The sequence below is a fragment of the Campylobacter concisus genome (genome assembly GCF_003048405.1).
Taxonomy (GTDB): Bacteria; Campylobacterota; Campylobacteria; order Campylobacterales; family Campylobacteraceae; genus Campylobacter_A; species Campylobacter_A concisus_Q.
Genome location: NZ_PIQS01000001.1, coordinates 154,584 through 181,203, shown reverse-complemented (window position 1 = coordinate 181,203; position 26,620 = coordinate 154,584). Strand labels below are relative to the sequence as shown.

28 protein-coding genes and 1 tRNA gene are annotated in these 26,620 nt (G+C 38.5%); 11 read left to right on the top strand and 18 right to left on the bottom strand.

Features of this window, described 5'->3' with window-relative positions; genetic code table 11:
* Window positions 1-26: 26 nt before the first annotated feature.
* The 8 genes from eno to CVT18_RS00895 form a co-directional block, all read right to left on the bottom strand.
* Entirely contained in the window at window positions 27-1,277 is a 1,251-nt protein-coding gene (gene eno / locus CVT18_RS00930; protein ID WP_107824113.1) for a phosphopyruvate hydratase, read from the bottom strand.
* Complete coding sequence (gene recA / locus CVT18_RS00925) at window positions 1,277-2,374, bottom strand: recombinase RecA (RefSeq protein ID WP_002940852.1); 1,098 nt, start codon at window positions 2,372-2,374, stop codon at window positions 1,277-1,279. The genes eno and recA overlap by 1 nt, the downstream gene beginning before the upstream one ends.
* Window positions 2,375-2,436: 62 nt before the next feature.
* Window positions 2,437-2,925, bottom strand: a complete 489-nt coding sequence (locus CVT18_RS00920; RefSeq protein WP_107824112.1) for an addiction module antitoxin — start codon at window positions 2,923-2,925, stop codon at window positions 2,437-2,439.
* An 8-nt stretch (window positions 2,926-2,933) separates the two neighbouring features.
* A complete protein-coding gene (locus tag CVT18_RS00915) occupies window positions 2,934-3,731 on the bottom strand; it encodes a UDP-N-acetylmuramate dehydrogenase (RefSeq protein WP_103579432.1) in 798 nt (265 codons plus the stop codon).
* Entirely contained in the window at window positions 3,728-3,994 is a 267-nt protein-coding gene (gene fliQ, locus CVT18_RS00910; protein ID WP_085658662.1) for a flagellar biosynthesis protein FliQ, read from the bottom strand. The genes CVT18_RS00915 and fliQ overlap by 4 nt, the downstream gene beginning before the upstream one ends.
* A complete protein-coding gene (locus CVT18_RS00905; protein ID WP_234410281.1) occupies window positions 3,994-4,809 on the bottom strand; it encodes an MqnA/MqnD/SBP family protein in 816 nt (271 codons plus the stop codon). The genes fliQ and CVT18_RS00905 overlap by 1 nt, the downstream gene beginning before the upstream one ends.
* A 112-nt stretch (window positions 4,810-4,921) precedes the next feature.
* Complete coding sequence (locus tag CVT18_RS00900) at window positions 4,922-5,419, bottom strand: chemotaxis protein (RefSeq protein ID WP_103579434.1); 498 nt, start codon at window positions 5,417-5,419, stop codon at window positions 4,922-4,924.
* An 8-nt stretch (window positions 5,420-5,427) separates the two neighbouring features.
* Window positions 5,428-6,516: a nicotinate phosphoribosyltransferase gene (locus tag CVT18_RS00895; protein WP_103579435.1), complete on the bottom strand. Its 1,089-nt coding sequence runs from the start codon at window positions 6,514-6,516 to the stop codon at window positions 5,428-5,430.
* 125 nt (window positions 6,517-6,641) lie between these two features.
* Here CVT18_RS00895 and modA (CVT18_RS00890) point away from each other — a divergent pair, with 125 nt between their 5' ends.
* Both modA (CVT18_RS00890) and CVT18_RS00885 read left to right on the top strand, forming a co-directional pair.
* Window positions 6,642-7,340: a molybdate ABC transporter substrate-binding protein gene (gene modA, locus CVT18_RS00890; RefSeq protein WP_103579436.1), complete on the top strand. Its 699-nt coding sequence runs from the start codon at window positions 6,642-6,644 to the stop codon at window positions 7,338-7,340.
* 8 nt (window positions 7,341-7,348) lie between these two features.
* Window positions 7,349-8,008, top strand: a complete 660-nt coding sequence (locus CVT18_RS00885) for a molybdate ABC transporter permease subunit (RefSeq protein ID WP_103579437.1) — start codon at window positions 7,349-7,351, stop codon at window positions 8,006-8,008.
* Between the two features lie 6 nt (window positions 8,009-8,014).
* Here CVT18_RS00885 and CVT18_RS10155 read toward each other — a convergent pair.
* Window positions 8,015-8,112 (bottom strand) — tRNA-Sec (locus CVT18_RS10155).
* A gap of 75 nt (window positions 8,113-8,187) precedes the next feature.
* Between CVT18_RS10155 and CVT18_RS00880 the strand changes: the two genes are divergently transcribed.
* Complete coding sequence (locus CVT18_RS00880) at window positions 8,188-8,763, top strand: BON domain-containing protein (protein WP_103579438.1); 576 nt, start codon at window positions 8,188-8,190, stop codon at window positions 8,761-8,763.
* Window positions 8,764-8,770: 7 nt separating this feature from the next.
* On the opposite strand, the gene CVT18_RS00875 is transcribed toward CVT18_RS00880, so the two are convergent.
* From CVT18_RS00875 to CVT18_RS00865, 3 genes are read right to left on the bottom strand one after another with little or no spacing between them, the layout of a single operon-like run.
* Complete coding sequence (locus tag CVT18_RS00875) at window positions 8,771-11,215, bottom strand: efflux RND transporter permease subunit (RefSeq protein WP_107824110.1); 2,445 nt, start codon at window positions 11,213-11,215, stop codon at window positions 8,771-8,773.
* Window positions 11,215-11,817: an ABC transporter substrate-binding protein gene (locus CVT18_RS00870; RefSeq protein WP_087580771.1), complete on the bottom strand. Its 603-nt coding sequence runs from the start codon at window positions 11,815-11,817 to the stop codon at window positions 11,215-11,217. The genes CVT18_RS00875 and CVT18_RS00870 overlap by 1 nt, the downstream gene beginning before the upstream one ends.
* Before the next feature lie 2 nt (window positions 11,818-11,819).
* On the bottom strand, window positions 11,820-12,530 hold the full coding sequence (locus tag CVT18_RS00865) for a VacJ family lipoprotein (protein WP_107824109.1): 711 nt from the start codon (window positions 12,528-12,530) through the stop codon (window positions 11,820-11,822).
* A gap of 165 nt (window positions 12,531-12,695) precedes the next feature.
* Between CVT18_RS00865 and CVT18_RS00860 the strand changes: the two genes are divergently transcribed.
* From CVT18_RS00860 to CVT18_RS00830, 7 genes are read left to right on the top strand one after another with little or no spacing between them, the layout of a single operon-like run.
* The gene (locus tag CVT18_RS00860; protein ID WP_103579442.1) at window positions 12,696-13,478 is read left to right on the top strand and encodes a TOBE domain-containing protein; all 783 of its coding nucleotides are present in this window, start codon (window positions 12,696-12,698) and stop codon (window positions 13,476-13,478) included.
* Window positions 13,479-14,234, top strand: coding sequence for a molybdate ABC transporter substrate-binding protein (modA, locus tag CVT18_RS00855; protein WP_103579443.1), 756 nt, complete (start codon window positions 13,479-13,481; stop codon window positions 14,232-14,234).
* On the top strand, window positions 14,231-14,626 hold the full coding sequence (locus CVT18_RS00850) for a TOBE domain-containing protein (RefSeq protein WP_103579444.1): 396 nt from the start codon (window positions 14,231-14,233) through the stop codon (window positions 14,624-14,626). The genes modA (CVT18_RS00855) and CVT18_RS00850 overlap by 4 nt, the downstream gene beginning before the upstream one ends.
* Window positions 14,623-15,480 carry a sulfate/molybdate ABC transporter ATP-binding protein gene (locus CVT18_RS00845; RefSeq protein WP_107824108.1) on the top strand — a complete coding sequence of 286 codons (858 nt, stop codon included), beginning with the start codon at window positions 14,623-14,625 and terminating at the stop codon, window positions 15,478-15,480. The genes CVT18_RS00850 and CVT18_RS00845 overlap by 4 nt, the downstream gene beginning before the upstream one ends.
* A complete protein-coding gene (gene modB, locus CVT18_RS00840; RefSeq protein ID WP_107824107.1) occupies window positions 15,477-16,154 on the top strand; it encodes a molybdate ABC transporter permease subunit in 678 nt (225 codons plus the stop codon). The genes CVT18_RS00845 and modB overlap by 4 nt, the downstream gene beginning before the upstream one ends.
* Before the next feature lie 47 nt (window positions 16,155-16,201).
* Window positions 16,202-16,699, top strand: coding sequence for a redoxin family protein (locus CVT18_RS00835; protein ID WP_103629273.1), 498 nt, complete (start codon window positions 16,202-16,204; stop codon window positions 16,697-16,699).
* Window positions 16,700-16,707: 8 nt separating this feature from the next.
* Window positions 16,708-18,264, top strand: coding sequence for a class I SAM-dependent methyltransferase (locus CVT18_RS00830; protein ID WP_107824106.1), 1,557 nt, complete (start codon window positions 16,708-16,710; stop codon window positions 18,262-18,264).
* Window positions 18,265-18,267: 3 nt separating this feature from the next.
* Here the strand turns inward: CVT18_RS00830 and CVT18_RS00825 are convergent, their stop codons facing one another.
* The 3 genes from CVT18_RS00825 to CVT18_RS00815 are packed head-to-tail and all read right to left on the bottom strand — an operon-like array spanning window position 18,268 to window position 21,514.
* A complete protein-coding gene (locus CVT18_RS00825) occupies window positions 18,268-19,074 on the bottom strand; it encodes a 3'(2'),5'-bisphosphate nucleotidase CysQ (protein ID WP_103629275.1) in 807 nt (268 codons plus the stop codon).
* Window positions 19,071-20,348 (bottom strand): citrate synthase, encoded by a 1,278-nt coding sequence (locus CVT18_RS00820; RefSeq protein WP_084109619.1) that lies wholly within the window; start codon window positions 20,346-20,348, stop codon window positions 19,071-19,073. The genes CVT18_RS00825 and CVT18_RS00820 overlap by 4 nt, the downstream gene beginning before the upstream one ends.
* Window positions 20,349-20,350: 2 nt before the next feature.
* The gene (locus CVT18_RS00815) at window positions 20,351-21,514 is read right to left on the bottom strand and encodes a cation:proton antiporter (protein WP_107824105.1); all 1,164 of its coding nucleotides are present in this window, start codon (window positions 21,512-21,514) and stop codon (window positions 20,351-20,353) included.
* Window positions 21,515-21,565: 51 nt separating this feature from the next.
* Between CVT18_RS00815 and CVT18_RS00810 the strand changes: the two genes are divergently transcribed.
* Complete coding sequence (locus CVT18_RS00810; protein ID WP_180999688.1) at window positions 21,566-22,195, top strand: hypothetical protein; 630 nt, start codon at window positions 21,566-21,568, stop codon at window positions 22,193-22,195.
* Between the two features lie 327 nt (window positions 22,196-22,522).
* Here CVT18_RS00810 and crcB read toward each other — a convergent pair whose 3' ends face one another.
* From crcB to topA, 3 genes are all read right to left on the bottom strand, one after another.
* Entirely contained in the window at window positions 22,523-22,876 is a 354-nt protein-coding gene (gene crcB / locus CVT18_RS00805) for a fluoride efflux transporter CrcB (RefSeq protein ID WP_103629277.1), read from the bottom strand.
* Window positions 22,876-23,715, bottom strand: a complete 840-nt coding sequence (locus CVT18_RS00800; RefSeq protein ID WP_103629278.1) for a biotin synthase — start codon at window positions 23,713-23,715, stop codon at window positions 22,876-22,878. The genes crcB and CVT18_RS00800 overlap by 1 nt, the downstream gene beginning before the upstream one ends.
* 694 nt (window positions 23,716-24,409) lie before the next feature.
* A complete protein-coding gene (gene topA / locus CVT18_RS00790; RefSeq protein ID WP_180999692.1) occupies window positions 24,410-26,527 on the bottom strand; it encodes a type I DNA topoisomerase in 2,118 nt (705 codons plus the stop codon).
* Between the last annotated feature and the right edge of the window lie 93 nt (window positions 26,528-26,620).

The window sequence follows — 26,620 nt, the reverse complement described above, 5'->3', positions numbered from 1 at the left end:
GTTGCCATATTCGTCTAAAATTTCGCTCAAATATTATCCCCCAAAAACTCTCCAGCCTCAAGCTCGATCTCGAGCAAGCGGTTATATTTCGCGTTGCGCTCGCTTCTTGAAGTGGCACCTGTCTTTATCTCGCCAGTATTTAGTGCGACTGCAAAGTCAGCGATGAATGCATCTTCGCTCTCACCGCTTCTGTGGCTCATTATGCAGCGATATCCGTTTCTTTGAGCAAGGCGGACAGTTTGCATGGTTTGTGTGACTGAGCCTATTTGATTTGGCTTAATTAATATTGCATTTGCGATCTTTTTCTCGATACCTTCGCGTAAAATTTTCTCATTTGTGACAAAAAGATCGTCGCCTACTAGCTGCACTTTGCTGCCAAGCCTTTTTGTAAGCTCAGCCCAACCACTCCAGTCATCCTCGCTAAGGCCATCTTCGATAGAAAATATCGGATATTTTTCACAAAGTTTTTCGTAGTAGCTAATGAGCTCGTCGCTGCTAAATTTCTTGCCTTCAAGCTCGTATTTGCCGTCTTTGTAAAGCTCACTTGAAGCGACGTCAAGGGCTAGCTTTATCTGGCTGCCTAGCTCATATCCAGCCTCTTTTACAGCTTGTGAGATGAGCTTTAGTGGCTCTTCGTTGTCTTTTAAATTTGGAGCAAAGCCGCCCTCGTCGCCGACAGCCGTGCTGTGTCCTGCGGCGTTTAGGATAGATTTTAGCTTGTGGTAAATTTCAGTTGCAGCCCTTAGCGCGTCGCTAAATGTGCTAAAGCCAAATGGCATGATCATAAATTCTTGAAAATCAACGCTGTTGTTTGCGTGCGCGCCGCCGTTTATGATGTTAAACATCGGCACCGGCAAGATACTAGCGTTTGCACCGCCAAGGTAGCGGTAGAGTGGGATATTTAGGCTCTTTGCAGCTGCGCGAGCCACTGCCATAGATACTCCAAGAACTGCGTTTGCGCCTAAATTTGAGTAGTTGTGTGTGCTATCAAGCTCAAGCATCTCTTCATCGACTGCTTTTTGATTGTAGGCATCAAGGCCGATAATAGCCTCTGCGATCTTTTCATTTACATTTGAAACGGCTTTTAAAACGCCTTTGCCAGCATATCTCTCGTCTTTGTCACGAAGCTCGAGTGCTTCACGCTTACCTGTGCTTGCGCCACTTGGTACGATCGCGCTTGCCTCGGTTCCGTCGCTTAGTCTAACTGTCGCACGAACTGTTGGGTTGCCTCTACTGTCTAAAACCTCGTGAGCTTCTACATCTTCAATAAATACCATTATTCATCTCCTGCTTCGTTTGTGTCGTCGTCTTCGTCTTTTGCGCCGCTGCTTATTAGGTGATCGATCCCCATTGAGCCTTTTATCGCTGCTACTATCTCATCAGAAATTTCTGGGTGCTCTTTTAGATAGGCTTTGGCGTTTTCTCTGCCTTGGCCTAGTTTTTCGGCCTTGTAGCTAAACCACGCGCCTGATTTGTCGATGATGTCGAGCTTTACGCCATAGTCGATGATCTCGCCCTCTTTGCTCACACCCTCGCCAAACATGATGTCAAATTCAGCCACTTTAAACGGAGGCGCGACCTTGTTTTTAACAACTTTTGCTTTTGTGCGGTTGCCGATAGGCTCGTCATTTTGTTTAAGTGTGGCTATCTTTCTTACGTCTATTCTTACTGATGAGTAAAATTTAAGTGCATTACCGCCAGTTGTGGTCTCTGGCGTACCATATCCCATCATACCGATCTTCATGCGAATTTGGTTGATGAAGATAACAGTTGTCTTCATCTTACTTAAAATTCCAGTTAGCTTTCTAAGCGCCTGACTCATAAGCCTTGCTTGCAAGCCAACGTGCTGATCGCCCATATCGCCGTCTATCTCACTCTTTGGAGTAAGTGCAGCGACGCTATCAACTACGATAAGATCGATCGCACCGCTTCTTGCAAGCGTCTCAACGATCTCAAGTGCCTGTTCGCCAAAGTCTGGCTGAGAGACGTAAAGGTTGTCGGTATTTACGCCTAAATTTGAAGCGTATTTTACGTCTAGTGCGTGCTCTGCATCGACAAATGCACAAATTCCGCCAGCTTTTTGCGCTTCGGCGATGATGTGAAGCGTGAGCGTGGTCTTACCAGAGCTCTCTGGTCCGTAGATCTCGATGATCCTGCCTTTTGGAACGCCACCTATGCCAAGAGCCAGATCAAGTCCAAGCGAGCCAGTCGGTATCGACTCGATAGCCTCAACCTCTTTGTCGCCAAGTCTTAAAAGCGTGCCTTTGCCAAAAGCTTTATCGATCTGCTTTAGCGCAAGCTCGAGCGCCTTTTTCTTGTCCGCTTCGCTCTCTGGGATAGCTATTTTTTTGTCACTATCTTTTTCTTTTGCCATTTTTTACCTTATAGTTGAAATTTGGCTTGATTTTATCTAAAAAGAGATGAATTTTACTTGATTTACTCGCAAATTATAATATTTTCGCCAAGCAGTGCAGCGCTATCAATAAGGGCAAAAAGCTGCTCTTTTTCAAATAAAAATCCATAAATTTGATCTTCATTTTTTAGTATCGCAAGCTTTAGTGGCTCTACAAGCGAGCTTGCACAAAGGTTTAAAAAAGCTTCATCGATATGATTTTGTGAAATTTGGGGCTTATTTTTAAAATTTTCATCTTTTATAAAAGATATAAATTCTTCTTGTGAGGTGGATTTATTAAATTTAAAAATTAGTTTTTCTTTTAAGGCTTCAGCCAAAATTTCATCAAATTTAACTAGGTCTATGTGATTTTGAACACCTAAAATTTTGGCGAAATTTAGCAGATTTTTATCATAACTAGCCACATTTTTCTCATGCTCGCTTTGTGCCTTTTTAGCCCTATAAACGGCATAAAAACCAATCATAATAAACAAAATAGAAAGTGTTAAAACTTCTGCTAAAAACTCACTCATCATCATCCTTATAAAATGCAAACTTCAGTCTTAAGCTCTACGCCAAATTTCTCTAAAACCCTAGCCTTTGCTAAATTTATAAGATTTGTGGCGTCTTCAAAGCTTGCGTGGTTAAAATTTATCAAGAAATTTGCGTGCTCTTCGCTAAATTTCGCTCCGCCGATCACGTGTCCCTTTAGCCCCACTGCTTCAATCAATGCCCCTGCAAAGTGCCCATCTGGATTTACAAAACAGCTGCCAAAGCTAGCTCCTTTTGGTTGATTTGCCCTTTTTGCGCTTATGGCTTCAGAGATGCTTGCGTCAAAGCCGCTTTGAAGCTTAAATTTAGCCCCCAAAATGGCCTCATCTATGCTGCTGTGACGGTAGCTAAAGCTTATCTCATCTTTGCTTACCCAGCCACGAGCCAGACGCACATGCGTGAGGTTGTCGCTTATGCTAAATTTAAGCAGTCCAGCGTTCATCTTGATAAGTCCGCCAAGCGTGCCTGGGATATTTTTTAAAAACTCAAGGCTAGCTATGTTGTTTTGCTTGCAGAAGTTATAAATTTTGGCTGATTTTGTCGCAGCACCTATCTCAAGGCAAATTTTTTCATCACAAATTTCTAAATTTATGTAGTCAAAGCTCTTGCCAAGCATCGCCATTTTTGGGGGATTTGGCGAGACAAGCAAGTTGTTGCCCCCGCCTATCATCACAGAGCCTGAAAAGTGAGGTGAGCTTAGATCTTCAAGACTTGTAACCTCAAAAATTTCATGCACGCCGCCTATCCTAACCGAGGTAAATTTAGAAAAGTCAACGAGCCTCGTCACTGGATAAATTCCGGTATAAAATCAAACATGCGAGTGGTAAACTCAACCATCATAGAGATCATCCAAGGCATCAAAAATATGATAACAACGACGACTAGCAAAATTTTTGGCACAAAGCTTAGCGTGGTTTCATTTATCTGCGTAGTCGCTTGAAAAATGGAGATGATAAGACCTGCTATTAGGCCGCTTAACAGCATCGGAAGGCTAATGTAAAGGGCGATCTTAAATGTTTCAACTCCAAGTGAGACAAGCGTGCTTTGCATTAGCTAAACCTTACTTCGTTATATTCAGTAGGTATAAGGTAGTCGTTTACGTCGATCGGCTTTTCAAAAAAACCTTTATCGTAGCCTATTTGATAGAGCTTATTTAGCGCTTTTAACTGAGTTTCGTTCATGCTTATAGACTCGTCATTTGCGTATAAATTTAGATATGTTTTTAGCTCGTCTTTGCCAACTCTGATGAGGTTTCGCTCCATTAGCATGTGAGATAAAAATGGCTTGTGAGAAGTGGCGATCCTAACGGCCTCGCTAAGCACCCTCTCGCATTCGATCGCGTCAGTTATCGGTAGGCTTCGTCTAAGTGCCATGCCACCAAGTGGGAGCGGTAAATTTTCGCCGTTTAGTTCACTCCAGATATCCCAAATTTCACGCTCGACACAGAGCTCGCCTGAGAAATTTAAGATGCTTTCATGTATTAGTACGCCAGCATCGACTTCGCCGCTAAGCACAGCATTTTCGATCTCAAGGAAATTTTTATAAACTATCCTTGCTTCTGGATAGGCGATACGAAAGAGCAGGGCATTTGTCGTGTTTTTGCCAGAGAGCGCGACCTTGAAATTTCGCTTTAGCTGCTTATTTTTTAGCTTGATAAGCTTTGGGCCATATCCATTGCCAAAGCTCACCGCGCAGCGTAAAAGCGCATACTCGTCGCAAATTTTTGGATAGAGTGCAAAGCTGATCGCTGTGGCCTCATAAGTGCCTTTTAGCGCCTCTTCGTTTAGCGTTTCGATATCAAGCGCCTTTGATGTGAAGGCTAAATTTTTACTGCTAACCCAGCCAAATTTGACCGCGGCATACATGAAAATATCGTCAGCGTCCGGCGAGTGAGCGACGTTTATGGTTTTTAGATTATGCAAAGATGATCCTTTTTTTGATTACGCCATTTTAATGAAATTTATTTAAAATAAAGTTTTAAGGGCGGCTCTGAAACGATTTTACCAGCTTTGCCTCTTTGAAATTTAGCATGTATTTTACGTCTATGGCGTCTTTAGCCCCTTTTCTTCGAGCTAAGATCGTTGAGTAAAATGGATGCTTAAGCTCAAGCATCTTAAGCAGTTTTTGATCGCTATCTTCTTTTTTTATATTTTCAACGATTATTGTCGTTATAAATTTGCCATCAAACTCGTAAAATGGCCATACTATTACGCCAGCATCGCTTGTTTTAAAGTCCGTGATTTTAGATTTTTTAGGGATATTTAGCATGGAGATAATCTTTTTGCGGGAGCTGTCCAAGTTTTGTACTGAGATCACCTTTATAAGCAGGTCTTTGTTCGCTCCGAGTCCATTTTCACTAAATCGATAAACTCCGTCTTCAAAGATACCAACCTTTTCAAAGGCATTAGCGTAGTTTGCGGCGGTGCAAACGGTTAGAAAAAGCGCTAGAAACATTAAAATTTTTATAAATTTCATCTTTTCTCTTAAAACTTAACTCTCTTTAGTCTATCTGAAGCGAAATTTTTTCTGCCAAATTTAGCCTCATTTTTGCCGTTTAGCTCGACTAGATCGCCTGTAAAGCCACAAATATCATTTTTAACAAGATAGCTTCCCACGCCATAAGTATCAACCGGCGTGTTATAAGCTTCAAAATCTTCTATAATCTTAGGACTAAATCCTGAGCTAACGACGATTTTGACGTATTTAAAACCAGCTTTATCAAGCGCCTCTCTTAGAGCAAATATAAGCTCCTTGCAAACGCCATGCGGGTCAAATTTGCTCGTATCTTTGCCTTCAAAATACTTATCAATTAAATTTTTACTAGTATCCACTCTAACCGCGCCAAGCCTCTCTTTTAGGGCATTTGCAGCCTTTAAGGCGTCCGTTATCACATCGTTGTTATAATCAACCAATGCCGTGATCTTCTCATTTTCAAAGGTCTTAGCATAAATTTCTGAAGCTTTTACTATATCTCCACCGCACATTTGAATGAGTGCATGAGGCATGGTGCCACCACCTTTTAGCCCAGTAAGCTCGCCCTGAGCATCTGTGGCGACCTTTTTGATGCCGCCGATAAATGAAGCATAGCCGTCACCTGGTTGCGTGTAGATGTCATCTTGCCTGTCTGCCATGCTAAAGACGTCCTTGCCATTTGCCGCTCTTATCACATCTCTTGAGTTTGTCGCCACGCAGCTTCTTCTAGTAAGCGTCGCATCGATCACATTTTCTAAAAAGCCAAAATTTTCATACTTGCCGCTTATTTTTAAAACTGGCTCGTTTGCGTTTATGATATCGCCATCATTAAGCGCATAAATTTCAAGCTCCCTTGGGTCTTTGGCAAATTTATTGATGACGGCTAAAACCTCGTCAATGCCACAAAGCACGATATCATCGCGCCTTTGGAAAAACTGCATCGTCACGTGCTGATTTGACAAATTTTGCTTAATTATCTCATTTACTTTTAGAAAATATTTCGCAGTAAAGTAGCCCTCGCCGATCCTTGGATCTAGCTTAAAGGTCTTGTCTGTTAGCCTTTTTATCTTGCCTTGCATCTTTAGCTCAAGTTCGTTCATATTTGTCCTTTTTTTAGCGTGATTATAGCATTTTGGTAGAAAAGTGAAAATTATAAAAATATATTTTAAGAATGTATAAGAGTATATTTTATAAAATCTTGAAATTTTACTTTTAAAGGAAAAATATGAAAAAGTTCTTACTTTTAATGGTCGCAATTTTTGCATTTGGCAATGAAAATTTGCTAGTAAGTGCTGGTGGCGGATATAAAAAGATAGTTGAGGCAGTCGCGCAAAATCTCAAAAAAGATGGCGTAAATATCGACACTTCTTTTGCGAACATCACAGCTATCATGGCTCAGGCAAAAGAGGGCAAAACTGACGTGATCGTGGGCGATGAGGACTTTTTGAAAAAGTCTGATCTAAAGATCGCTGAGTATGTAAATTTAGGCTCAGGTGCCTTGGTGCTGGCTACTAAAAAAGGTGTAAAAATAGAAAAAGTTGAAGAGCTAAAAGCACTTTCCAAGATCGCTATGCCAGATGCAACAAAGACGGTTTATGGCAAAAGAGCGAATGAATTTATGCAAAAAGCAAATTTAAGTGGCGAGCTAAAGGATAAAATTTTAGCGGTTGCCGGCGTGCCACAAGTCGTTACTTATGTATTAAACGGCGAAGTTGATGCTGGATTTATTAATCAGACCGAACTAAATGCACATAAAGACGATTTTGGTAGTTTTATCTTGATAGACAAATCGCTTTACGCTCCAGCAAACATTGTAGCTGCGAAGCTTGAAGGATGCGATAAAAAGGCTGATTGTGAGAAATTCTTAAATGAGCTAAAAAGCGAGAGATCAAAAGAAATTTACACTAAATTTGGCATAAGATAAGGCTAAATTTGCAAGAGCTCTCTTGGCTGTTTGATCCTCTGATTTTAAGCATAAAGGTCATTTTGTGCCAAGGGGCTTTGCTCGTCGTTTTTGGGCTAGCTTTAGCTTATCTTTTGGCCTTTTATAAAGGTAAACTTAGAGCCGTTTTAGAGATGATCGTAACTTTTCCACTCATCTTTCCGCCCATTGCGACTGGATTTTTACTGCTTTATCTGCTTGGCAAAAATGGCATCTTCGGTAAGGCTTTAAATTTAGAAATTATTTTTAGCTTTAAGGCCCTTGTTTTAGCTGCTTTTATAGCTTCGTTGCCACTATTTGTAAAGCCTGTCGCTTCTGCTCTTGGCTCACTTTCAAAAAGCCTAAGCGAAGCAGCATATAGCCTTGGAAAAGATAAATTTCAAACAGCTATTTTCGTGCTCTTTCCATGTGTTGCAAAAAGCGTAGCGACGGCTTTTATTTTAGCGATCTCGCGTGGGCTTGGCGAGGTTGGAATAACACTAATTTTGGGTGGTAATATCATAGGCAAAACAGACACTATCTCTCTTGCCATTTATAATGCCGTATACGATGGTAAAAGTGATGAAGCGCTGATTTTAAGCCTTGTTTTGGTTGTATTAAGCTTTATTTTGTTTGGGATTATAAATTTGCTTGATAAAAGTAAAATTTAAAGTGAGTGGCGAGAGGATGAGAGAATCGAACTCCCCACCAGACGGTCAACCGCCCAGTCATCGGGTTTGAAGCCCGTGAGCATCACCAGATTACTTTATCCTCCGTGCGCGTTATTTTAGCAGATTTAGATAAATTTTAGCCCATTTTCTATAAACTTTTTGAAATTACAAAAGGATTTCTGATTTTAAAATTTAGCGTTTTTGTATTTTTAACTCTATTTTTTTGCTCTTGCTCTTCGGTTCTTTCTCCAGCAACTGCGCCGCTAAATGTATATGATGCATACTCTATTTCACGCGATAAACGTGGTATTTACTCGATCACAAGAGATAAATTTATACAAAGCAAATTGCAAAGCAAAATTTTATTTTCAAAAGGTCTTAGTAATATCGATATCGAGATAGAGGTTTTTTACGGAGATGCTTATCTGATCGGACTTGTTGATAGTAAAGAGCTTGAAGATAAGCTGGTAGAACTGGCCAAAAGTACAGATGGTGTGCGAAAAATTTATACCTATCTTCGTATCAAAAAGCCAGAATATCCGTGCGATAGTCTAAAAATTCTTGCAAACTTAAAGCAAAATCTTTTTAAAGATAGTATAGTTGAGGGCACAAATGTGCGTGTTAGTATCGTTGGCTGTGATGTTGTATTTAGCGGCGTAGTTGATAGCATTGAGCAAGAAAAACATGCTATTTGGTACGCTAAGCATATTGATGGCGTGGCCGATGTCTACTCATTCATCAAAGTTATCAAATAAATTTAGCTTAAATATCGCGCTTTTTTACAAAGCTTGCAATGAGGCTTGGTAAGATGATTAGTGCGCCAAGAAGCATAAATACCATAACAAGATCGGTTAGTAAGCCAAAATATATGGTCGGGATAAAGTTACTGGTTATCATCACACTAAAACCAAGAAAAATAGTGAATGATGTGTAATACATCGCATATCCGATGCTTGCGTGTGCGACTTTAATGCTCTCAAAAACACTTTTTGTAAGCATTTCTTCTTTAAAGCGGTGGATATAGTGAATGATATCATCAACACCGATACCAATGCTAATGGCTGCGATCGTGATACTCATCACATCAAGCGGAATACCAAAAAATCCCATCACGCCAAAGAGCGTGCAAAGCGGGATTAAATTTGAAACTATCGCAATGGTTGCTAGCTTTATGCTTCTAAAAATAAAGCAAAATATGACAAAAAGTATAGCGACAGTTAGTCCAAAAGTATCAACTTGTGAGCTAAGTAAATTTTGAAGCATATTATTATAAAGCACCATCATGCCGGCCACTTCTATGCTTACATTGTCATTTTTAGTAAGCTGTGCTAGCCCTTCTCTAAGCTCTTTTAGAAATAAATTTCGTCTAAGCTCGGAGTCGCTATCGACGATCCTTATACTAAATCTAAGCTCATCATCTTCAACGCTTACATAAGGACTTAATAAGATATTTTTATAATTTTGTGGTAATTTCTCATACATCGCAGCTAATAAAAAATCATCACTCGCACCGTTATTTAGCTCTTTTATGGCTTTTATAAGGGTTGCTAGCGAGCTTACATGTCCGACAAATTTTTGCTCTTTTAAATAGTCGTGAATCTTCTCAGCAACCCTTGTGTGATAGCTATTAAACCAGTATTTTGCATCCTTAGCGTTGCTTTCAAACTCATTTTCAAACTCATCTTGCTCGGCATTTTTTTCTTGTTTTTGCTCTTTAAATTTCACTATCACATCAACTGGTATCGTGCCGCCAAGCTTGGTATCAATGACTTGCATTCCTTGGCGAATTTCTGTGCTTTCTTTAAAGTAGCCTATAAAGCTATTTTCAACCTTTATCTTGCTGATACCATAAACACCAAAGCAGACAACTAGAGCGCAAACTACATAGATGACCTTTCTTGAGTTTAGTGCTAAATTTGCACAGTATTTTGTAAATTTAAAGCTATTTTCAAAGGTTCTAATGGGAGCTAATTTGTTTAAATTTACATTTATCGCGCCAAATAGCAAAAATGCAAGCACAAGCGAAACGCTAATGCCAGTGCTCATCATAATGCCAAGCATGATAACTGGCTTTATGTCAGCACTCATAAGCGAGCTAAAGCCAATAACCGTGGTAAATATCGCCCAAAAAGATGGAGAGAATTTATCACGAAGCGTTAGATAAATTAGCTGATTTTGGCTATATTTTGGATGCTTTGCGTAAAATTCTCTATAGCTAACGACAAGATGAATCACAGTTGAAATAGTAATGATGAGTTGAAGTGCGATGTAGTTTGAGCTAATGACCGTCACTTCCCAGTCAAATATACCAAAAATTCCGGTCGTAAAAATGGCACTTACGGCACATATAAACATCGGCAAAACTATCCATCTAACCTGCCTGAAAAATAGCCACAAACTAAAGCTAAGAAGAGCAAGTACGCTTAGGCCATAGACCAAAAGATCGCTCTTTATAAAGCCTATCATATCATCGGCGATCATATTTGCACCGCCTAAGAATAGCTCGTCATTTGCGTTAAATTTAGCTATGGTTGCTTTTATAGCCTCAAGGTTTTCGTGATCGCTCTTTCTAAGCTCATCTCGGTAGGCTTTAAACTCATAGGCAAGAGCCTCTAGCTTAAGTCGCTCAGCTTGTGTGATAGTGCCGTTTGACTCTTTTTGGCTAAGTAAATTTCTTTCATTTACAAGCTCATTAAATTTCTCATCTTGTTTTAAATTTAGAGCAATTGCTGTGGTTTTTAGATCTTTGCTTATCAAATTTCCGCTGTAAATCGGACTTTTGGCAAACTCGAGCTTCGCTTTTGAAATATTTATATCTTTATCTTGCAGCGTTGGAGTATGATCTAAGATACCAGTAATCCCGCCTTTTACACTATTTAAAAGCGGAATATTTATTATAGAGATGACGCTATTTACCATATCGTTTTTAGCTAGTTCATCACCTAAATTTTTGATAAGTTCTAAATTTTTAGGTGAAAAAAGATCATCTTTTGGTGTAAAAGCAACCACTAAAAATCCGGGTGAGTCGTAGCGTTTGGCTATCTCTCTATAAGCTTTTAAGTCAGGGTCGTGCTCAAGTAGTAGCGTTTCAGCTGACGCATCAACGCTAAGCTTGGTGCTAAGATAGCCAAAAACTACGCTTAAAGCTAAAATCAGAGCAATAATAAGCTTGTTTTTAGCAATGATAAATTTAAAAATTTGTCGCATTAAGGGTTAGTTTTATTTTGATCAGGCAAAACAGCTTCATTTAGCTTTTGTAAAAGAGTATTGAAATCAGCGTTATTTAGCACATCGCCAAACTGGCTTCTGTATGTTTGAATGATGCTTACACCAACGATATCAAGATCGTAAATGAGCCAACCACGCTCTTTTGCATCATAAAATTTATAGACAAATTCGTAGCTCTTGCCATCATTTATAAGCTCAGATGTGAGCCAGTATCTATTTTTCTGAGGCTCACTTTCTCCAGTGATGTGGATCTGTTGGTCTTTGTAGCCTAAAAGTTTATCTATGTATGAGCTTTTTAGTTTTTGCTCAAATGCTGCGTCAAATTTAGCTTGCTCGTCGCTACTTAAGCTGTTGTAGCGTTTGCCAAGGCTTATCTTTGCCATTTGTTTATAGTCAAAAAATGGATCAAGAAGAGCAAAAATTTCTTTTGTCTTTGCGTTATTGTCTAAATTTGTATCTTTTAAAATTTCAATAACCTTTGTTGTTTTCATCTCTACTTCAGGCTTGATCTGCTCTTTCGAAATAGCAAAAAGGCTAGTTGTAAAAAGTAAAATCATAGTTAAAATTTTTAAAATTTTCATATTTACTCCTTGATAAGCTTGTCGCGTCTTTGCTCGTAAGCATCGCGTAAAAATGGATAAAGATCAATAGCATCTTTTCTTAGTTTTTCATAAGCAGTTGGATCTTGTGAAAAGTTATTAAACGCTCTATATGACTTGATACCAGTTGATAAAAGTATAGGATCAACGTAGCTAATAGGATCAGCAAAATAATCTCCGACCATGCCACCAGTATCTCTTAAATTTGATGGTCCAATAAGTGGCCAAACTATATGAAAACCGCTACCAAGCCCCCAATATCCAAGCGTTTGTCCAAAATCTTCATCGTGAGGCTTGAGGTTGTAGTATTTTGCTCCGTCTGTTAGTCCGCCAAAGCCTATTATCGTATTTGCTAAAAATCTTAATGTCTCTTCGCCAGCATTTTGAAATTTAAACTGAAGTAAGTTATTTACAAAGCGCACTGGAAAAAGCAGATTGTCAAAGAAATTTGAAACCATTGTTCTAGCTGTTTTTGGCACAACATAGGCATAGCCTTTTGCCACCGGAGTTAGCATATTTACATAGATAAAGTCATTTGCATGTGTCATAATTCTATTGTAGCCACTAAGCGGGTCAAAAACATCTTTTTTTGCTTCAAATTCAACATCAAATTCATCGCTTTCGCTATTCGTATTTATGTCCGTATTAGCACAGGCTAAAAACAAACTAAAAAAGATAGAAAGCAAAAATTTCATACTAAGCCTTATTTTTATTTATAAAATGTAGCTTGATTTTATCTTTTAAAAACTTTACAAGAAATTAAGAGAAATTTATAAATCGACTTAAATCTTTAAGCTTAAGGATTAATATAATTAGATATACTTCACAAATTATTCTCTAATATAGTAAAGGTAAAAATTTTGAAAGCAGATATAAATTTAGAACTATTTTTAGGCGAAGATACACAGGTTTTAGCTAAACATATTACATTATTAAAGGCCATAAAAGAGACAAAAAGTATCACAAAAGCAGCGGAATTGGTTGGTATATCATATAAAAATGCTTGGGACTGTCTTGATACGATAAATAACAAAAGTAGCAAGCCACTTATTATTAGAGCTGATGGAAATAAGAAAAATAGTGGCTCCGAGCTAAGCGAGTATGCCGATAAACTGATAAAAATTTATGATGCCATTCTTGAGACTCAAAAGGACTTTTTACAAAAAATTTGTCAAAAAGTAGATTTTGAGGATGTAGATATTGTAAATCTTCAAAGAATGAATATGAACTTAAGTGCTAGAAATCAGCTCTCATGCGAGATTGTAAGTATAGATCGTGGTGCGGTAAATTCTCAAATAGTTGCAAAACTAAGTAATGGCTACACGCTTGAGTCAAACATCACGGTTGAAAGTGAGAAAAATTTAGGCCTAAAAGTTGGACAAAAGGTTATTTATATTTTTAAGGCCCCAGCTGTCATTTTGGCCAAGGATCTAGATATAAAAATAAGCACAAAAAATCAATTAAAAGGCGAAGTGATCGAAGCAAAGATAGGTGCTGTAAATGCTGAAATCACTTTAAAACTAAGTGATGAACAGACTTTAACTGCCATCATCACAAAAGATAGTGCTATCCAGATGAAAATAGGTGTTGGCGATACACTTTTAGCAATAGTAAAATCATCTCAAATCATTATAGGAGTTTAAATGAAAAAAGTTTTTAAATTTTTATGTGTAGCAGCTTTGCTTGCCATAAACGCACTTAGTGCTGAAGTAAATGTATATGCAGCAGCAAACACAACATACGCATTTCCAGAGCTTATAAAAGAGTTTAATAAGCTTCATCCAAATACAAAGATCAATCTAACTCTTGGTGCAAGTGGCGGTCTTGTTACACAGATCCAAAACTCAGCTCCAGCTGATATATTCATGGCTGCTGATATGGGCTTTGCACAAAAAGCTTATGATACAGGCTTTGCAGTAGCTGCTCCAAAAGTTTACGCACAAGGTGCTGTGGCTATTTTTTCTATTAGAGATGTTGATTTTAAAAAAGGCATCGAAGTTGTTCGTGGTTTAAAGGCGATTTCTATTGCAAATCCACAAACAGCACCATACGGTAAGGCCAGCATAGAAGCACTCAAAAATGCAAAACTTTATGACGAAGTAGAAAAAAATATCGTTTATGCTCAAAAAATTTCTGAGACTCTATCTCAGGCGTTAAGTGCTTCTGACGTAGGTTTTATCGCTGCTAGTGCACTTTTTGATGATAAAATGTCAAAATACAAAGAGGGCGTTAATTACATCCTTGTTCCACAAGAGCTATACACTCCGATCGATCAAGGCATCGTACTCTTAAAACGTGCTGAAAATAATGCTGATGCGAAGGCATTTTATGAGTTTATCTTGGGTGATAAATCAAGAGAAATTTTTAAGAAATTTGGCTATAACGTTCCTGCTAAATGATAAAAGCAAAGATCGTTAGGATTTTAGCCAAAGATGATGTCAGCTTATTTGAGCTAAAGGGTCTAAATTTAGAGGCAAATTTATTTATGCTAGTCTTAAACGAGGCTAGTAAATTTGCCTTAAATGATGAGATTGGCTTAGGTTTTAAAAGCTCGGATGTCGTCTTGGCAAAAAATAAACTTGACACTAGCTCGCTTGAAAATGAATTAAAATGCATGGTAGAGGCTATAAATTTTGGTGAAGTTTTAAGCGTTGTTGGTCTAAAGTGCGATCAAATTAGCTTCGAAGCCATCATTTCAAATAACGCTTTAAAAGCATTAAATTTGAACAAAAACGATAGTGTTTTTGCCTATATAAAATCTACTAGTATTCATATAAGTACTCAAAAATGATAGAAATTTCTTGTAAAAAAGAGCTAAATGGCGGCGATGGCAAATTTATGCTTGAGGCAGACCTTAGCTTTGAAAATGGCGATTTTGTCGCACTTTATGGAGCAAGTGGCGGCGGAAAGACCACTATTTTAAGGTTGATTGCCGGTTTTGAAGCGCCACAAAGTGGTTTTATAAAAGTTGGAGATAAAATTTTCTTTGACGATAAGATAAATTTGGCTCCGCAAAAGCGAAATATCGGCTTTTTATTTCAAGATTATGCTTTGTTTGAAAATATGAATGTCTTTAAAAATTTACTCTTTGCAAAAGATGACATAAGCCTAGCAAACAAACTTCTTGATATCTGCGGTCTAACAAGCCTAAAAAATGCAAAGATTAGCACTCTTTCTGGTGGTCAAAAACAACGAGTAGCACTTGCTCGTGCAGTTATGAGAAGACCTGAAATTTTACTGCTTGATGAGCCACTAAGCGCACTTGATAATGCCATGCGTGAGAAATTGCAAAACTATTTACTAGCACTTCATGATGAATTTAAAATGAGCATCGTCTTAGTAAGCCATGATATCGCAGAAATTTATAAGCTTTGCAATAAAGTATTTGTCCTTGAAAATGGTAGAATTTCAAGATCTGGCACAGCGAGTGAGATATTTTTAAAGACTGCCGGATCTCAAAAAATTGCCTTCAATGCCAAAATTTTAGAGATAAAAAAATGTGATGCGATCTTTGTAGCGAATGTACTGATAAACCGTCAGATTTGTGAAGTTGTGCTAAGTAGCAACGAAGCAATGAATCTAAAAGCAGGTGATATGGTGGTAGTTAGCACAAAAGCATTTAGCGTAAATTTGGAAAAAGCATGATAGACGAGCTTAAAAATATCGATTACGAGCCGTTTTGGCTCTCGTTAAAACTATCTTTTATAACTACTTTTATTTTGTTTTTTGTCTGCATTACGCTTGCATATTTTATGTCGCAGAAAAAATTTTTCGGCAAATCATTTTTAGAGTCGATAATCTCACTACCGTTGGTATTGCCGCCAAGTGTTCTTGGCTTTTATCTGCTCATTTTTCTTTCGCCTTATTCGGCCTTTGGTAAATTTATCGAAGAAATTTTTGGGGTTAGGCTAGTTTTTAATTTCACAGGTCTTGTTGTGGCAAGTTGTATCTATTCATTACCATTTATGTTTGGTCCGATTTACGCTGGGCTAAATAGCCTAAAAAAGAGCCTTTTTGAAGCGAGCTATAGTCTTGGTAAAAACAAACTCACGACTATTTTTAGGGTGATTTTGCCAAGTATCAGATCAAATTTATTAACAGCTACTGTCATTAGCTTTGCTCACACTATGGGTGAGTTTGGCGTTGTTTTAATGATAGGTGGTAGCGTAGCTGGAGAGAGCAAGGTCGCAAGTATTGCGATATTTGAAGCAGTTGAAATGCTTGATTACACCAAGGCTCATGTCTATGCACTTCTGATGTTAATAATTAGCTTTTTTGTCCTTTTTGTAGTTTATCTTTTAAATTCTAAAAAAGCTTAAGACAAAGCTTATAGAGATATAATAGTAAAAATTTTAAAGGATGAAATATGATAAACGTGCCTACAAGTATATATTTAAATACCCTAGACGGTAAGGAATTTGATTTTTCTGCCTTTGTAAGGACGCACGACTGCGTTATTTTTATCTACCCAAAGATAGGCGAGGACTTTAGTCTTTTAAGCGAGCAACTGCAAAATACTGCGGGAATGAAGGGCTGCACCAAACAAGCGATAAACTACAAGAAATTTTTAAAAGATTTTAACGATCTTGGTTTTATGGTAGTGGCTGTTGGCTCCCAAGATATCGCGGCTCAAAAGAAATTTCAAGAAGAAACTTCAGCTGGAGTTATGTTCTTAAATGATAGTGAGTTTATGCTCGAGAGAGCACTTGAACTTCCGGTTTTTTCTGCATCAAATGGCCATAAATTTTACTTTAGACAAACGCTCATCATAAAAGATGGCAAGGTAAGGCGCGCATATATAGTGGATGATCCTGAGAACGATGCCAAAAATATGCTAGAAAAACTCAAAGAAAAAGACTACTAGGAGCTAAAATGAGTCAAAATAGCAAAATCGAAAAGTCTTATGACGAACTAACTTATAAATCAATAGCTTTTGCACAATCATCGCCTTACAGGCTTGAAGCTTGTGCTACACTTCTTGGGGTAAATCCGCCGCCATGCAAAAATGCAAGAGTTTTAGAGATAGGATGTAGCTTTGGCGGAAATTTGATCCCATTTGCAGCGAATAATAAAAACGCAAAAGTAGTTGGTATAGACCTCAGTGGAGAGCAGATAAGGCGTGGGCAAGAGATCGTTAAAGAGATGGGGCTTACAAATTTAGAGCTTATACACGGCGATATTTGCGAATTTAAAAGTGATGAGAAATTTGACTATATCATCGCTCATGGTGTTTTTAGCTGGGTACCTGACTTTGTCAAAGAAGCCATATTAAAAGTTGTAAGAGAGAATTTAAGTGCAAATGGCGTGGCATTTATCTCTTATAATGTTTATCCTGGCTGGAAAGTAAAAGATATCGTAAGAGATATAATGCTACTTGCCGCAAAAGATAAAGAGAGCATGCAAGAGAGGTTAAAAGCAGCTAAAGAAGCGCTTTTAGTCTATAAAGAATATTTACTAACAAGAGATAAAGAAATTTATGAAGGGAAGATACCTCTTAAGATGCTTCTTTTTGTAACAGAACATGTGCTCTCAAAAGATGACTTTTACATAGCTCATGAGTTTTTAGAATACACAAATGATCCATTTTATTTTAAAGATTTTAATGCCATGCTTGCCAAAAATGATCTTACTTATCTTTGTGAATATACGCTTGATGATATTTTTACCCCAGATGTTGGCACAGCCGTAGTAGATGAATACAAAAATAACAAGTTTAAGGACAGAATCGATCTAGAGCAATTCATGGATATGATTAGCAACAAAGTCTTTAGACAAAGCCTAATAGTCCATAGCAAAACTTATGAGAGCATAGCAAATAAACAAATAGGTCCAAGCGATATTAATAAAATTCACGTTGTGGCAGATTTTATAAAGAAAGATAACCAGTGGCAAGATAGTTATGGCGCTATGCCACAAGATATATCATGGCTTTGCGAGGTCTTTTATAAGATGTATCCAGCTAGTATAAATCTTTCTCAGATTTTAGAAATTTTGCCAGAAGATAAGCTCATGGTTTATAGCGCCTTTGTAAGAATTTTAACAAACTCGTCTGATGCAATGATTTTAAAAGATGAGCAAAAAAATATCGAGTATAGGCCTGGGCATTCAAGACTTAGCCAAAAATTAATAAATTATGTAAGATATTTTTTAAATCATAAAAATAATGCCGATGTTGTTTTTGCTAATAAATTTAGTATTTCAAGAAAGCTTAACAATATCGATTATTACATACTTTTATTGCTTGATGGTAAAAATAGCTTAGAAGATGTCGCAGCAAAAACCTTAAAATTTATCAAAGAGAACAACGAAGATATATTTGACATAAATGGCAAAGTGCTTAAAAAAGACAAGGTCGCAGCAAATATAATGAGTTACGTGCTAGGCACAGCAAAAATAGCTAGTCTGCTTTATCTACTAGAAGAAATTTAAGGTTTAAGTTTTACTTTGTTTATATAGTTGTGTGATTTTATCTTTTAAATTTAGTGTATTTTTTGAGAGAGCTATGAAAAATGGACTTTTTAAATCAGCAAGCTCGTAGCTCATCTCTTTACCGCTATTAGCACCAAATACTTTTCCGCCACAAAAATTTACGAGTGCTTCTCCTGCTGCATTGTCCCAAAGGTAGCTTGGCGCAAATCTCAAATAAGCTCCGCCAAATTCAACCAAACGACAAAATTTTATAGCTGAGCCGATGCACCTTTGCTCAAAATTTAGGCTCTGCCCTATAAATTCTATCTCTTTGGCATCGCCTCTTCTGCTTGAAAAGATTAGATTGCCTAAAATTTTATCTTTTTTGTTTAGATCAACTCTCTTTATGATTTCATCATTATCATCTAAAATTTCTTTAAAAGCGCCATTCTCATCAGCATAAAAAAGCTCTTTACTAACTGGGATAAATATCACGCCAAGCACCGGTCTAGCTTTTTTTATAAGCGCTATGCAAACGCAAAATTCGCCGTTTCTAGCTAGAAATTCTTTCGTGCCATCAAGAGGATCTACGAGCCAAAACTCATCTTTAACGCTTTCTTGCAAGATACTCTCTTCAGAGCAAATTTTTATCCCACTTTTGCTTAGCTCTTTTAGTATCACTTCATTTGCAGCTAGATCAGCGCTAGTTAGTGGCGAGCTGTCATCTTTTAGGCAGACTTTAAGAGCCGTATTATCTGCGGAGTAAAATTTCATTATTTGCACTCCAGCATTAACGGCTACTTTTTTAGCTAAATTTAAAAGCTCGCTCATTTTGGTGTTCTGTTTGTCTCTCCAACATAAAGCTGTCTTGGGCGGACGATCTTTATCGTATCTTGCTCTTTTAGCTCGATCCACTGGCTGATCCAGCCTGGAGTCCTGCCGATGACGAAGATGACGGCAAACATATTATTTGGTATGCCAAGTGCCTTTAGGATGAGCCCTGAGTGAAAATCAACGTTTGGGTATAAATTTCTACTCACAAAATAGTCATCATTTAGCGCGATCTCTTCTATGCGGTTTGCGATTTTAATAAGCTCTGAGTTGATGCCTATCTCATCCATAAGCTGATCTCTCATCTTTTTAAGCACTTTTGCGCGAGGGTCAAAATTTTTATAGACCCTGTGACCAAAGCCCATTAGCCTAAATGGATCATTTTTATCCTTTGCTCTAGCGATGTATCTATCGACGTTTGCGACCGAGCCTATCTCTTCAAGCTGACGTATGACACCTTCGTTTGCGCCACCGTGAGCCCAGCCCCAAAGCGCTCCAATACCTGCGCTTATACATGCGTATGGGTGCGCGTGCGTAGAGCCAACGGTTCTAACAGTCGTTGTTGAAGCGTTTTGCTCGTGATCTGCGTGCAACATAAAGACCGTGTCAAGTGCTTTTATCTCGATTGGTTTAAGATCGACGTGCTCGTATGGATAGCCCCTCATCATGTAGAGGAAATTTTCAGTAAAGCCACGATCTAAATTTGGATATATGATAGGAAGACCTCGTGAGTAGCGGTAGCTAAAGGCCGCGATCGTTGGAATTTTAGCGATTATACGCATAGCCATCTCGTGATACTCTTCAGGTTTATCCATATTTAGGTGATCTGAGTAAAAGGCACTTAGCGCTGAGACCGCTGCTTGCAAGATCGCCATAGGGTGAGCTTTGTCTGGAAATGCATCAAATAGCTTCATCATGCCTTCATGTATAAAGCTTCTTTTTTTAAGCTCGGTTTTAAAATTTATATACTGATCATTTGTTGGAAGCTCTTTGTTTAAGAGTAAATATGCCACGTCTAAAAATGTCTTATTTTCGGCCAAATACGCGATATCATAACCTCTATACATTAGCTCGCCTTTTAAGCCGTCTATATAAGTTATCGCTGAGCGACACATCGCAGTTGAAGTATAACCTCTGTCAAAAGTAAACATTCCAGTATCACTAAAAAATGTCGAGATGTCTATCACATCAGGCCCCATAGTGCCTTTTAGTATAGGAAACTCGTAACTCTTGCCAGTTCTGTTATCAGTTAGCGTAGCTGTATTTGATGACATTTTTACTCCTTGCTTTTTGATTGCATTAAAATTTTGATGATTATAGCTCCTATTATAGCTTGTGCGAGGCTTGCTAGGATAAAAGATGAGTAAGAATAGTCACTTATCTCGCCTGATTTGTGTGCGATAGTAGCAACTGCGATCAAAAGCGTGAGTGGCATAGACTGCGAAATGGCAAATAAAAATATCCCTCTAAAGCCAAGCTTGCCCAAAAAGAGCAAACTAGATACAACTCTCGTGCCAAGCATCGCTAAAAATATAAAAACAGCATCCTTTATCACTTCGCTAGATCCTAGGCTTGAAAGCTTAAAAGTAGAGCCTATGTGGATGAAAAATATCGGCACCAAAAAGCCAAATCCAAAGCTTGAAAGCTTGTGCGGCAAGTCCTTTTTGTGATCAAAAAATGTCGTGATAAACATACCTGCGATAAACGCACCAAAGGCGACCTCTAAATTTAAATATAGCATCAAAGCTATCATCGTGAAAAATACCGCTATGCAAAGCCTGATGTCCTTCTCGTCCTTGTCATAGTGTGGCATAAGCACCACTTTAAGCCCCGGATACCACCAAAAAAGCACGTCCAAAATTTTAAAGCTAAGCACGCTGATAACCAAAAATAGGATCAAATAGCCAATCGTTAGCCATAAATTTATGCTCGCTCCAAACTGCAAGTAAGCAGCGGTAAATGTTAGAAGCGTGATGCTTAAAAGCTCACCGATAGTTGCTATTAGCATGCTTAAATTTAGCCACTCTTGCTGCTTGCCATACTCCTTAAATAGCGTAAATATCATACCAACGGCCATTATCGGGATGATGATGATGTAAAGCAGGCTAAGCTCAAACCCCAGCGTCAAAGCCGTAGCTAGAGCGTAGATGAGCGTTAGATAGATGAGCCCAAGGCGCAAAATTTTACGATCGATGTTTATGAGCATCCTAAGATCGATCTCCATGCCAGCTAGAAACATCAAAAAGAAAAAGCCAACTTCGCTAATTAGCTTAAACATCTCATTTTCGCCGACAAGCCCGATGTAGCTAGCTAGTGCTCCAAGTATTATCTCAGCAGGAGCGACAGGAATGCGTAAAATTTTAGAAATATAAGGCGAAGCAAAGACGATAAATGCCAAAACGACAAGAATACTAAGCTCGCTAGCTTGATGTAACTGCAAAAAGATCCTTAAATTAAAAATGTTTGATTGTATAAAAAGCTTTTTTATTTTTTGATTAAGCTAAGCGATCTTTGGGCAAAATGGCGACAAATTTTTAAAAATTTGGAGTGCAAATTTATGCGTAAATTTCTATTTTTTGTCTTGATGTTTTTTAGAATTTTTAGCTTTGCAGACGAGCTAAGTTTGGTTCAAAGTTTTAAATTTGATGGAAGTATTTTTTATAAGAAAAATACAGCCAGAGATGAGAGTTTTTACTTTTTAAAAAATGAAAATTTTGATGAGCATTTCGTAGGCTTTAGAGTAAAATTTGACAAAAATATAAAAAGTGAAAGTATGCTTGCTGAGCTAAAAAAGAAGATAAAAGAGGCTAAAGAGGTGCTTTATAGTGAAGAGAATGATCAAATTTTAGCTCTCATAAAAGATGAAACTAGCAGTAAAAATATAGAAATAATCCACTTTTTACTTAGAGATGATGGAGTCTTAATACTTTCATATGAGAGAATTTATGATCCAAAAACTCTGGTAGATGGGCTTAAGCCTGTACTTTTAAGTGAAGCTAGAAATTTTATGCTTCAGATGCCAAAGGTAGAAGCTAGATATAAAGGTGGATGTGGCATGTTTTGCACTGTATGTGGTTTTGTTAAATTTCATCAAATTTTAATAGCCAATTCTTGTGAGTGAATGAAATTTAAAATTTGCACATAGATTGATGAAATTTTTACTTAAAGAGGAACAAAGGGGCTTGAATTTTGCTTTGCAAGCTCGCAACTGCATGGCAGACACGAAGTCGCCCCCTTATCCCACTTTATATCCCCCAATCCCTTAACACGCTCAAAGTGCACGAAATAGTGCTGGCGTACTGAATGCGGTTAAAACCCTATAAAATTTAAAATTTATGAGCAAGCATATCACGGCTCTAAATTTAGTGCTAAACGAAGTGAAGCCCAAATTTAGCAGTCTGCTATGGTAAGCGAGTAAAGATAAATAAGGCTATTTTATTATTTGCTCTTATAGGCTCTTGCCAAGCAAAATTCCAAGATAGCTTGCAAGTAGGCAAAGGCTAAGGTTTAAAAAGATATTTAAAAAGCCTTTTATCAGTTCGCCTTCTAGTAAAAATTTCACACTATCAAGGCTAAAGCTTGAAAATGTTGTAAAGCCACCAAGTACACCAACAACCAAAAATACTCTCACGCTTTGGCTTAAATTTAGGCAAAATAAAACGCCGATAATGAAGCTGCCAAGCACATTTACGCCAAGCGTTGCGAGTGGGAAGTGGCTAAATTTTAGCAGCTCGCCAGCTAAGAACCTGCATCCAGCTCCGATAAAGCCTCCAAGCCCTGCGAAAAGCAAATTTGCAAGCATTAGTGGCAGATACTTGCGAAGCCAAAACCGCGCTTTGTAAGCTCATCGATATCCTTGCTAGCTTTCTCGCCTTTTGCGGTGAGATAGTCGCCTATCACGATCGCATCAGCACCATTTTCAAAGATCTCGTACTGTCTATCGCCTAAAATTTTCTCCCTGCCACCAGCTATCATGACCCTAGTTTCTGGAAGAGCGCTTTTGGTCTCACGCACTATTTTTAGGGCTTCATCCACGCTAAGAGGAGGTAGATCAAGAGTTAGAGATTCATTTTTTATGAAAAAATTTATCGGCGATGAAAATGGCTCAAGCTCTTTTAAACTAGCTAAAAAGCTCACCCTGTCGGACTCACTCTCGCCAACGCCGTAAATTCCACCAGTGCAAAGCATGAGCCCAGCCCTTTTTGCGTCTAAATTTGTCTGATATCTCTCGTCCCAAGAGTGCGTTGTGCAGATTTTGGGGAAATATTCGCGGCTTGTTTCTAGGTTGTGGTTGTAGCTAAAAACGCCAGCTTTTTTGAGTTCACAAAGCTGCTCGTAAGTCGCCATGCCGTTACATGCGATGAGCATCAAATTTGGCACTTCTTTGCTCACGGCTCTTGCTAAAGATGCGATATAGTCGGTCTTTTTGTCATTTAGCCTAGCACCGCTTGTGACCAAACAAAAGCCAAGGGCGTGGTTTTTATAAGCCATTTTGGCTTCGTCCACCACCTGTTGCACGCTTTTTTCTTTAAATTTTGAGATATCGGCACCAGCTTTGGCACTTTGTGTGCAGTAAGCGCAGTCCTCGGCGCAGTTTCCTTGAGTGACTGAGCATATCGCACAGAGCATAATTGTTTTCATTTTTCATCCTTTTTTGGGGCGTATTATAGCTTTGATAGGTTTAAAATTTAAGTAGGGTGATTTATGAATTTGCAAAAATAGTTTGATGAAATGTATAAATTTATTTTTATTCAAAGGGAGATAAATGGGCTTGAGTTACGGTCTGCTTGCAGCTGCGAGCTAGCGAAGCAAAGATCCGTCCCTTTATCCTCATTTAAATCCTCTAAATCCTTCGCACGTTAGAAGTGCATGTGATAGCACTTTGCACCGCATGCGTTCGTATGTATGGCAAGTGTCAGATAAATTTTAAAATTTAAAGAACGAGTAATTTTGGCTTTAAAATTTGAGTTAAGCGGTAAGTGAAGCTAAATTTTAGCAGTCAATTCTTGCAAGTGAGTGAAATTTTAAAATTGCTCCACGATATAAACTTATTAAAAACTATGCGAAAAAGCTTAAATCTTATGACATTACTTTCTCTTATAAATTTCCGCTCTCTCTTAAAAGACCAGTTTTTTAAATTTAGCAAAGCGCTAAGCTCGCCAAAAAGTCCAAAAAGTGAGTGCTACGATGTGGAGCTACCCTCTAACTGAGTGTAGTTGGTGACGAGGTTTTTGCCCTTTATGCTGTCTAAGCTTAGCGGTGGTGCCAGGCATTTAAATTCCAAATTTATAAAAGCCAAATTTAGGCTCAAGGACTCAAATTTGGCTAAAAGTTTTTAGTTTTCAGAAATAAGCGTCTTTTTCTTGCACTTTGTGCACTCTATAAATGTGCCTTTTTTAAGCTCTTTTTTGATCATATCGCCGCCACATTCGTCGCATTTTTGCTCAACTGGCTCGTAGTTTGAGACGAAGTCGCATTTTGGATAGTTGGCACATCCATAAAATTTACCGCGCCTGCTAAATCTCTCGACGATCTCGCCGCCACATTTTGGACATGGCACATCAAGCTTTTTAAGCTCACGTTTTGGCTTAGCAGCCGTTGCAGTGTCAGTTTCTGTGCTCTTTTCATTATCTTTTGCGACGTTTCTTGAGTATTTGCATTTTGGGAAATTTGAGCAAGCTATAAATTCGCCGTATCTGCCCTTTCTAAGTACTAGCTCGCTTCCGCACTCTGGGCACTTCTCTCCGATCGGAGTGGCTGTTTTTAGGCTTTTTATGCCAGTTTTGCCAGCGCTAATTTTTTCCATAAATGGATAGTAAAAGTCGCTTAACACCTTTTGCCAGTCGGCCTTGTCAAGTGCGATTTCATCGAGCTTTTCTTCAAGATGTGAGGTAAATTCGCTATCAACGATATTGCTAAAGTGCTCCTCCAAAACGCCTATCATGCTAAATGCGATCTCGTTTGGTATGAGCTGCTTTTTCTCGACTCTCACGTAGTCTCTTGAGGTTAGCAGCGTGATAGTCGGTGCATAGGTACTTGGGCGACCGATACCTAGGCTCTCTAACTTCTTAACAAGGCCAGCTTCTGAGTAGCGAGACGGCGGCTCGGTGAAGTTTTGCGTGCTTTTTATGCTTTGCAAGCTCATCTCGTCGCCCTTTTTTAAATTTGGCAAAATTTTATCCTTATCAAGCTCGCCATAAACTTTGTAAAAGCCGTCAAATAGTACCTTTCTGCCGCTTATCTTAAACTCGCCTTTTTCGCTTGCGACATAGACATTTTGCGTTTGGCTCACACATGCGCTCATTTGGCAGGCTAAAAATCTATTGTAGATGAGTGTGTAGAGTTTTAGCGCATCCTTTTCTAGAAATTTAGCAGCAATTTGCGGTGTGAAGTTTAAATTTGTAGGGCGGATCGCTTCGTGGGCTTCTTGCGCGCCTTTTGAGCTTGTCGTGTAGCTTATCGCTTTGGCTGGCAGATACTCTTTGCCGTAGTTTTGCAATATATGCTCTCTAGCGGCTGCAACGGCCTCTTTGGCTAAATTTAAGCTGTCCGTTCTCATATAAGTGATCGCACCCATGAAGCCTTCGTTTGTTTGCACGCCCTCATAGAGGCTTTGTGCGATCATCATCGTCTTTTTAGGGCTAAAGCCAAGGCGGTTGCTCGCACTTTGCTGAAGCGTTGAGGTCATAAATGGCGGGCTTGGCTGGATCTTTCTATCCTTGCTCTCGATCTCTCGGACGCTAAATTTCTCATTTTGTAAATTTTCAATGATGTATTTTGCACGGTCTGGGTTTTGGATAGTGAGCTTTTCTATCTTTTGATTTTCAAATTTAACTAGCTCGGCGTCTAGATCTTTTTTGAAAACGGTGTCGATAGTGTAGTACTCAACCGGCTTAAATGCTTGAATTTCACGCTCACGGTCAACTATTATCTTTAGTGCCGCACTTTGTACCCTGCCAGCACTTAAACCTTTTTGTATCTTTAAATTTAAAAGCGGACTTAGCTTGTAGCCAACGATGCGGTCAAGCAATCGCCTTGTTTGCTGGGCATTGACGCTATTCATATCGACGCGTCTTGGGCTTTTTAGAGCATTTTGTATGGCACTTTTGGTGATCTCGTGAAAGACGATGCGAGGCAGGCTGGTTGGCTCTTTGCCGATGGCATTTGCTATGTGAAATGCGATCGCCTCACCCTCTCTATCCTCATCGGTCGCGAGGTAAATTTCATCAGCACCTTTGGCGAGCTCTTTTATCTCTTTTACGATGGCGGAGTGATCACTGCTGATGCGGTATTCTGGGGTAAATTTATCATCTTCTATCTTGATGCCAAAGCTAGTTTTTGGTAAGTCTCTGATGTGACCTTTTGAAGCGATGACGTTGTAGTTTTTGTCTAAGAAATTTTTTATAGTCTTCGCTTTTGCAGGCGACTCTACGATGATTAAGCTTTTCATTATATATAGCCTTTAATTTTTTTGGCGTAATTGTAGCAAAAATAATTTTTAAAGTATCAAGACATAAAAATCAAATCCGTGTTAATTTTTTAAAAA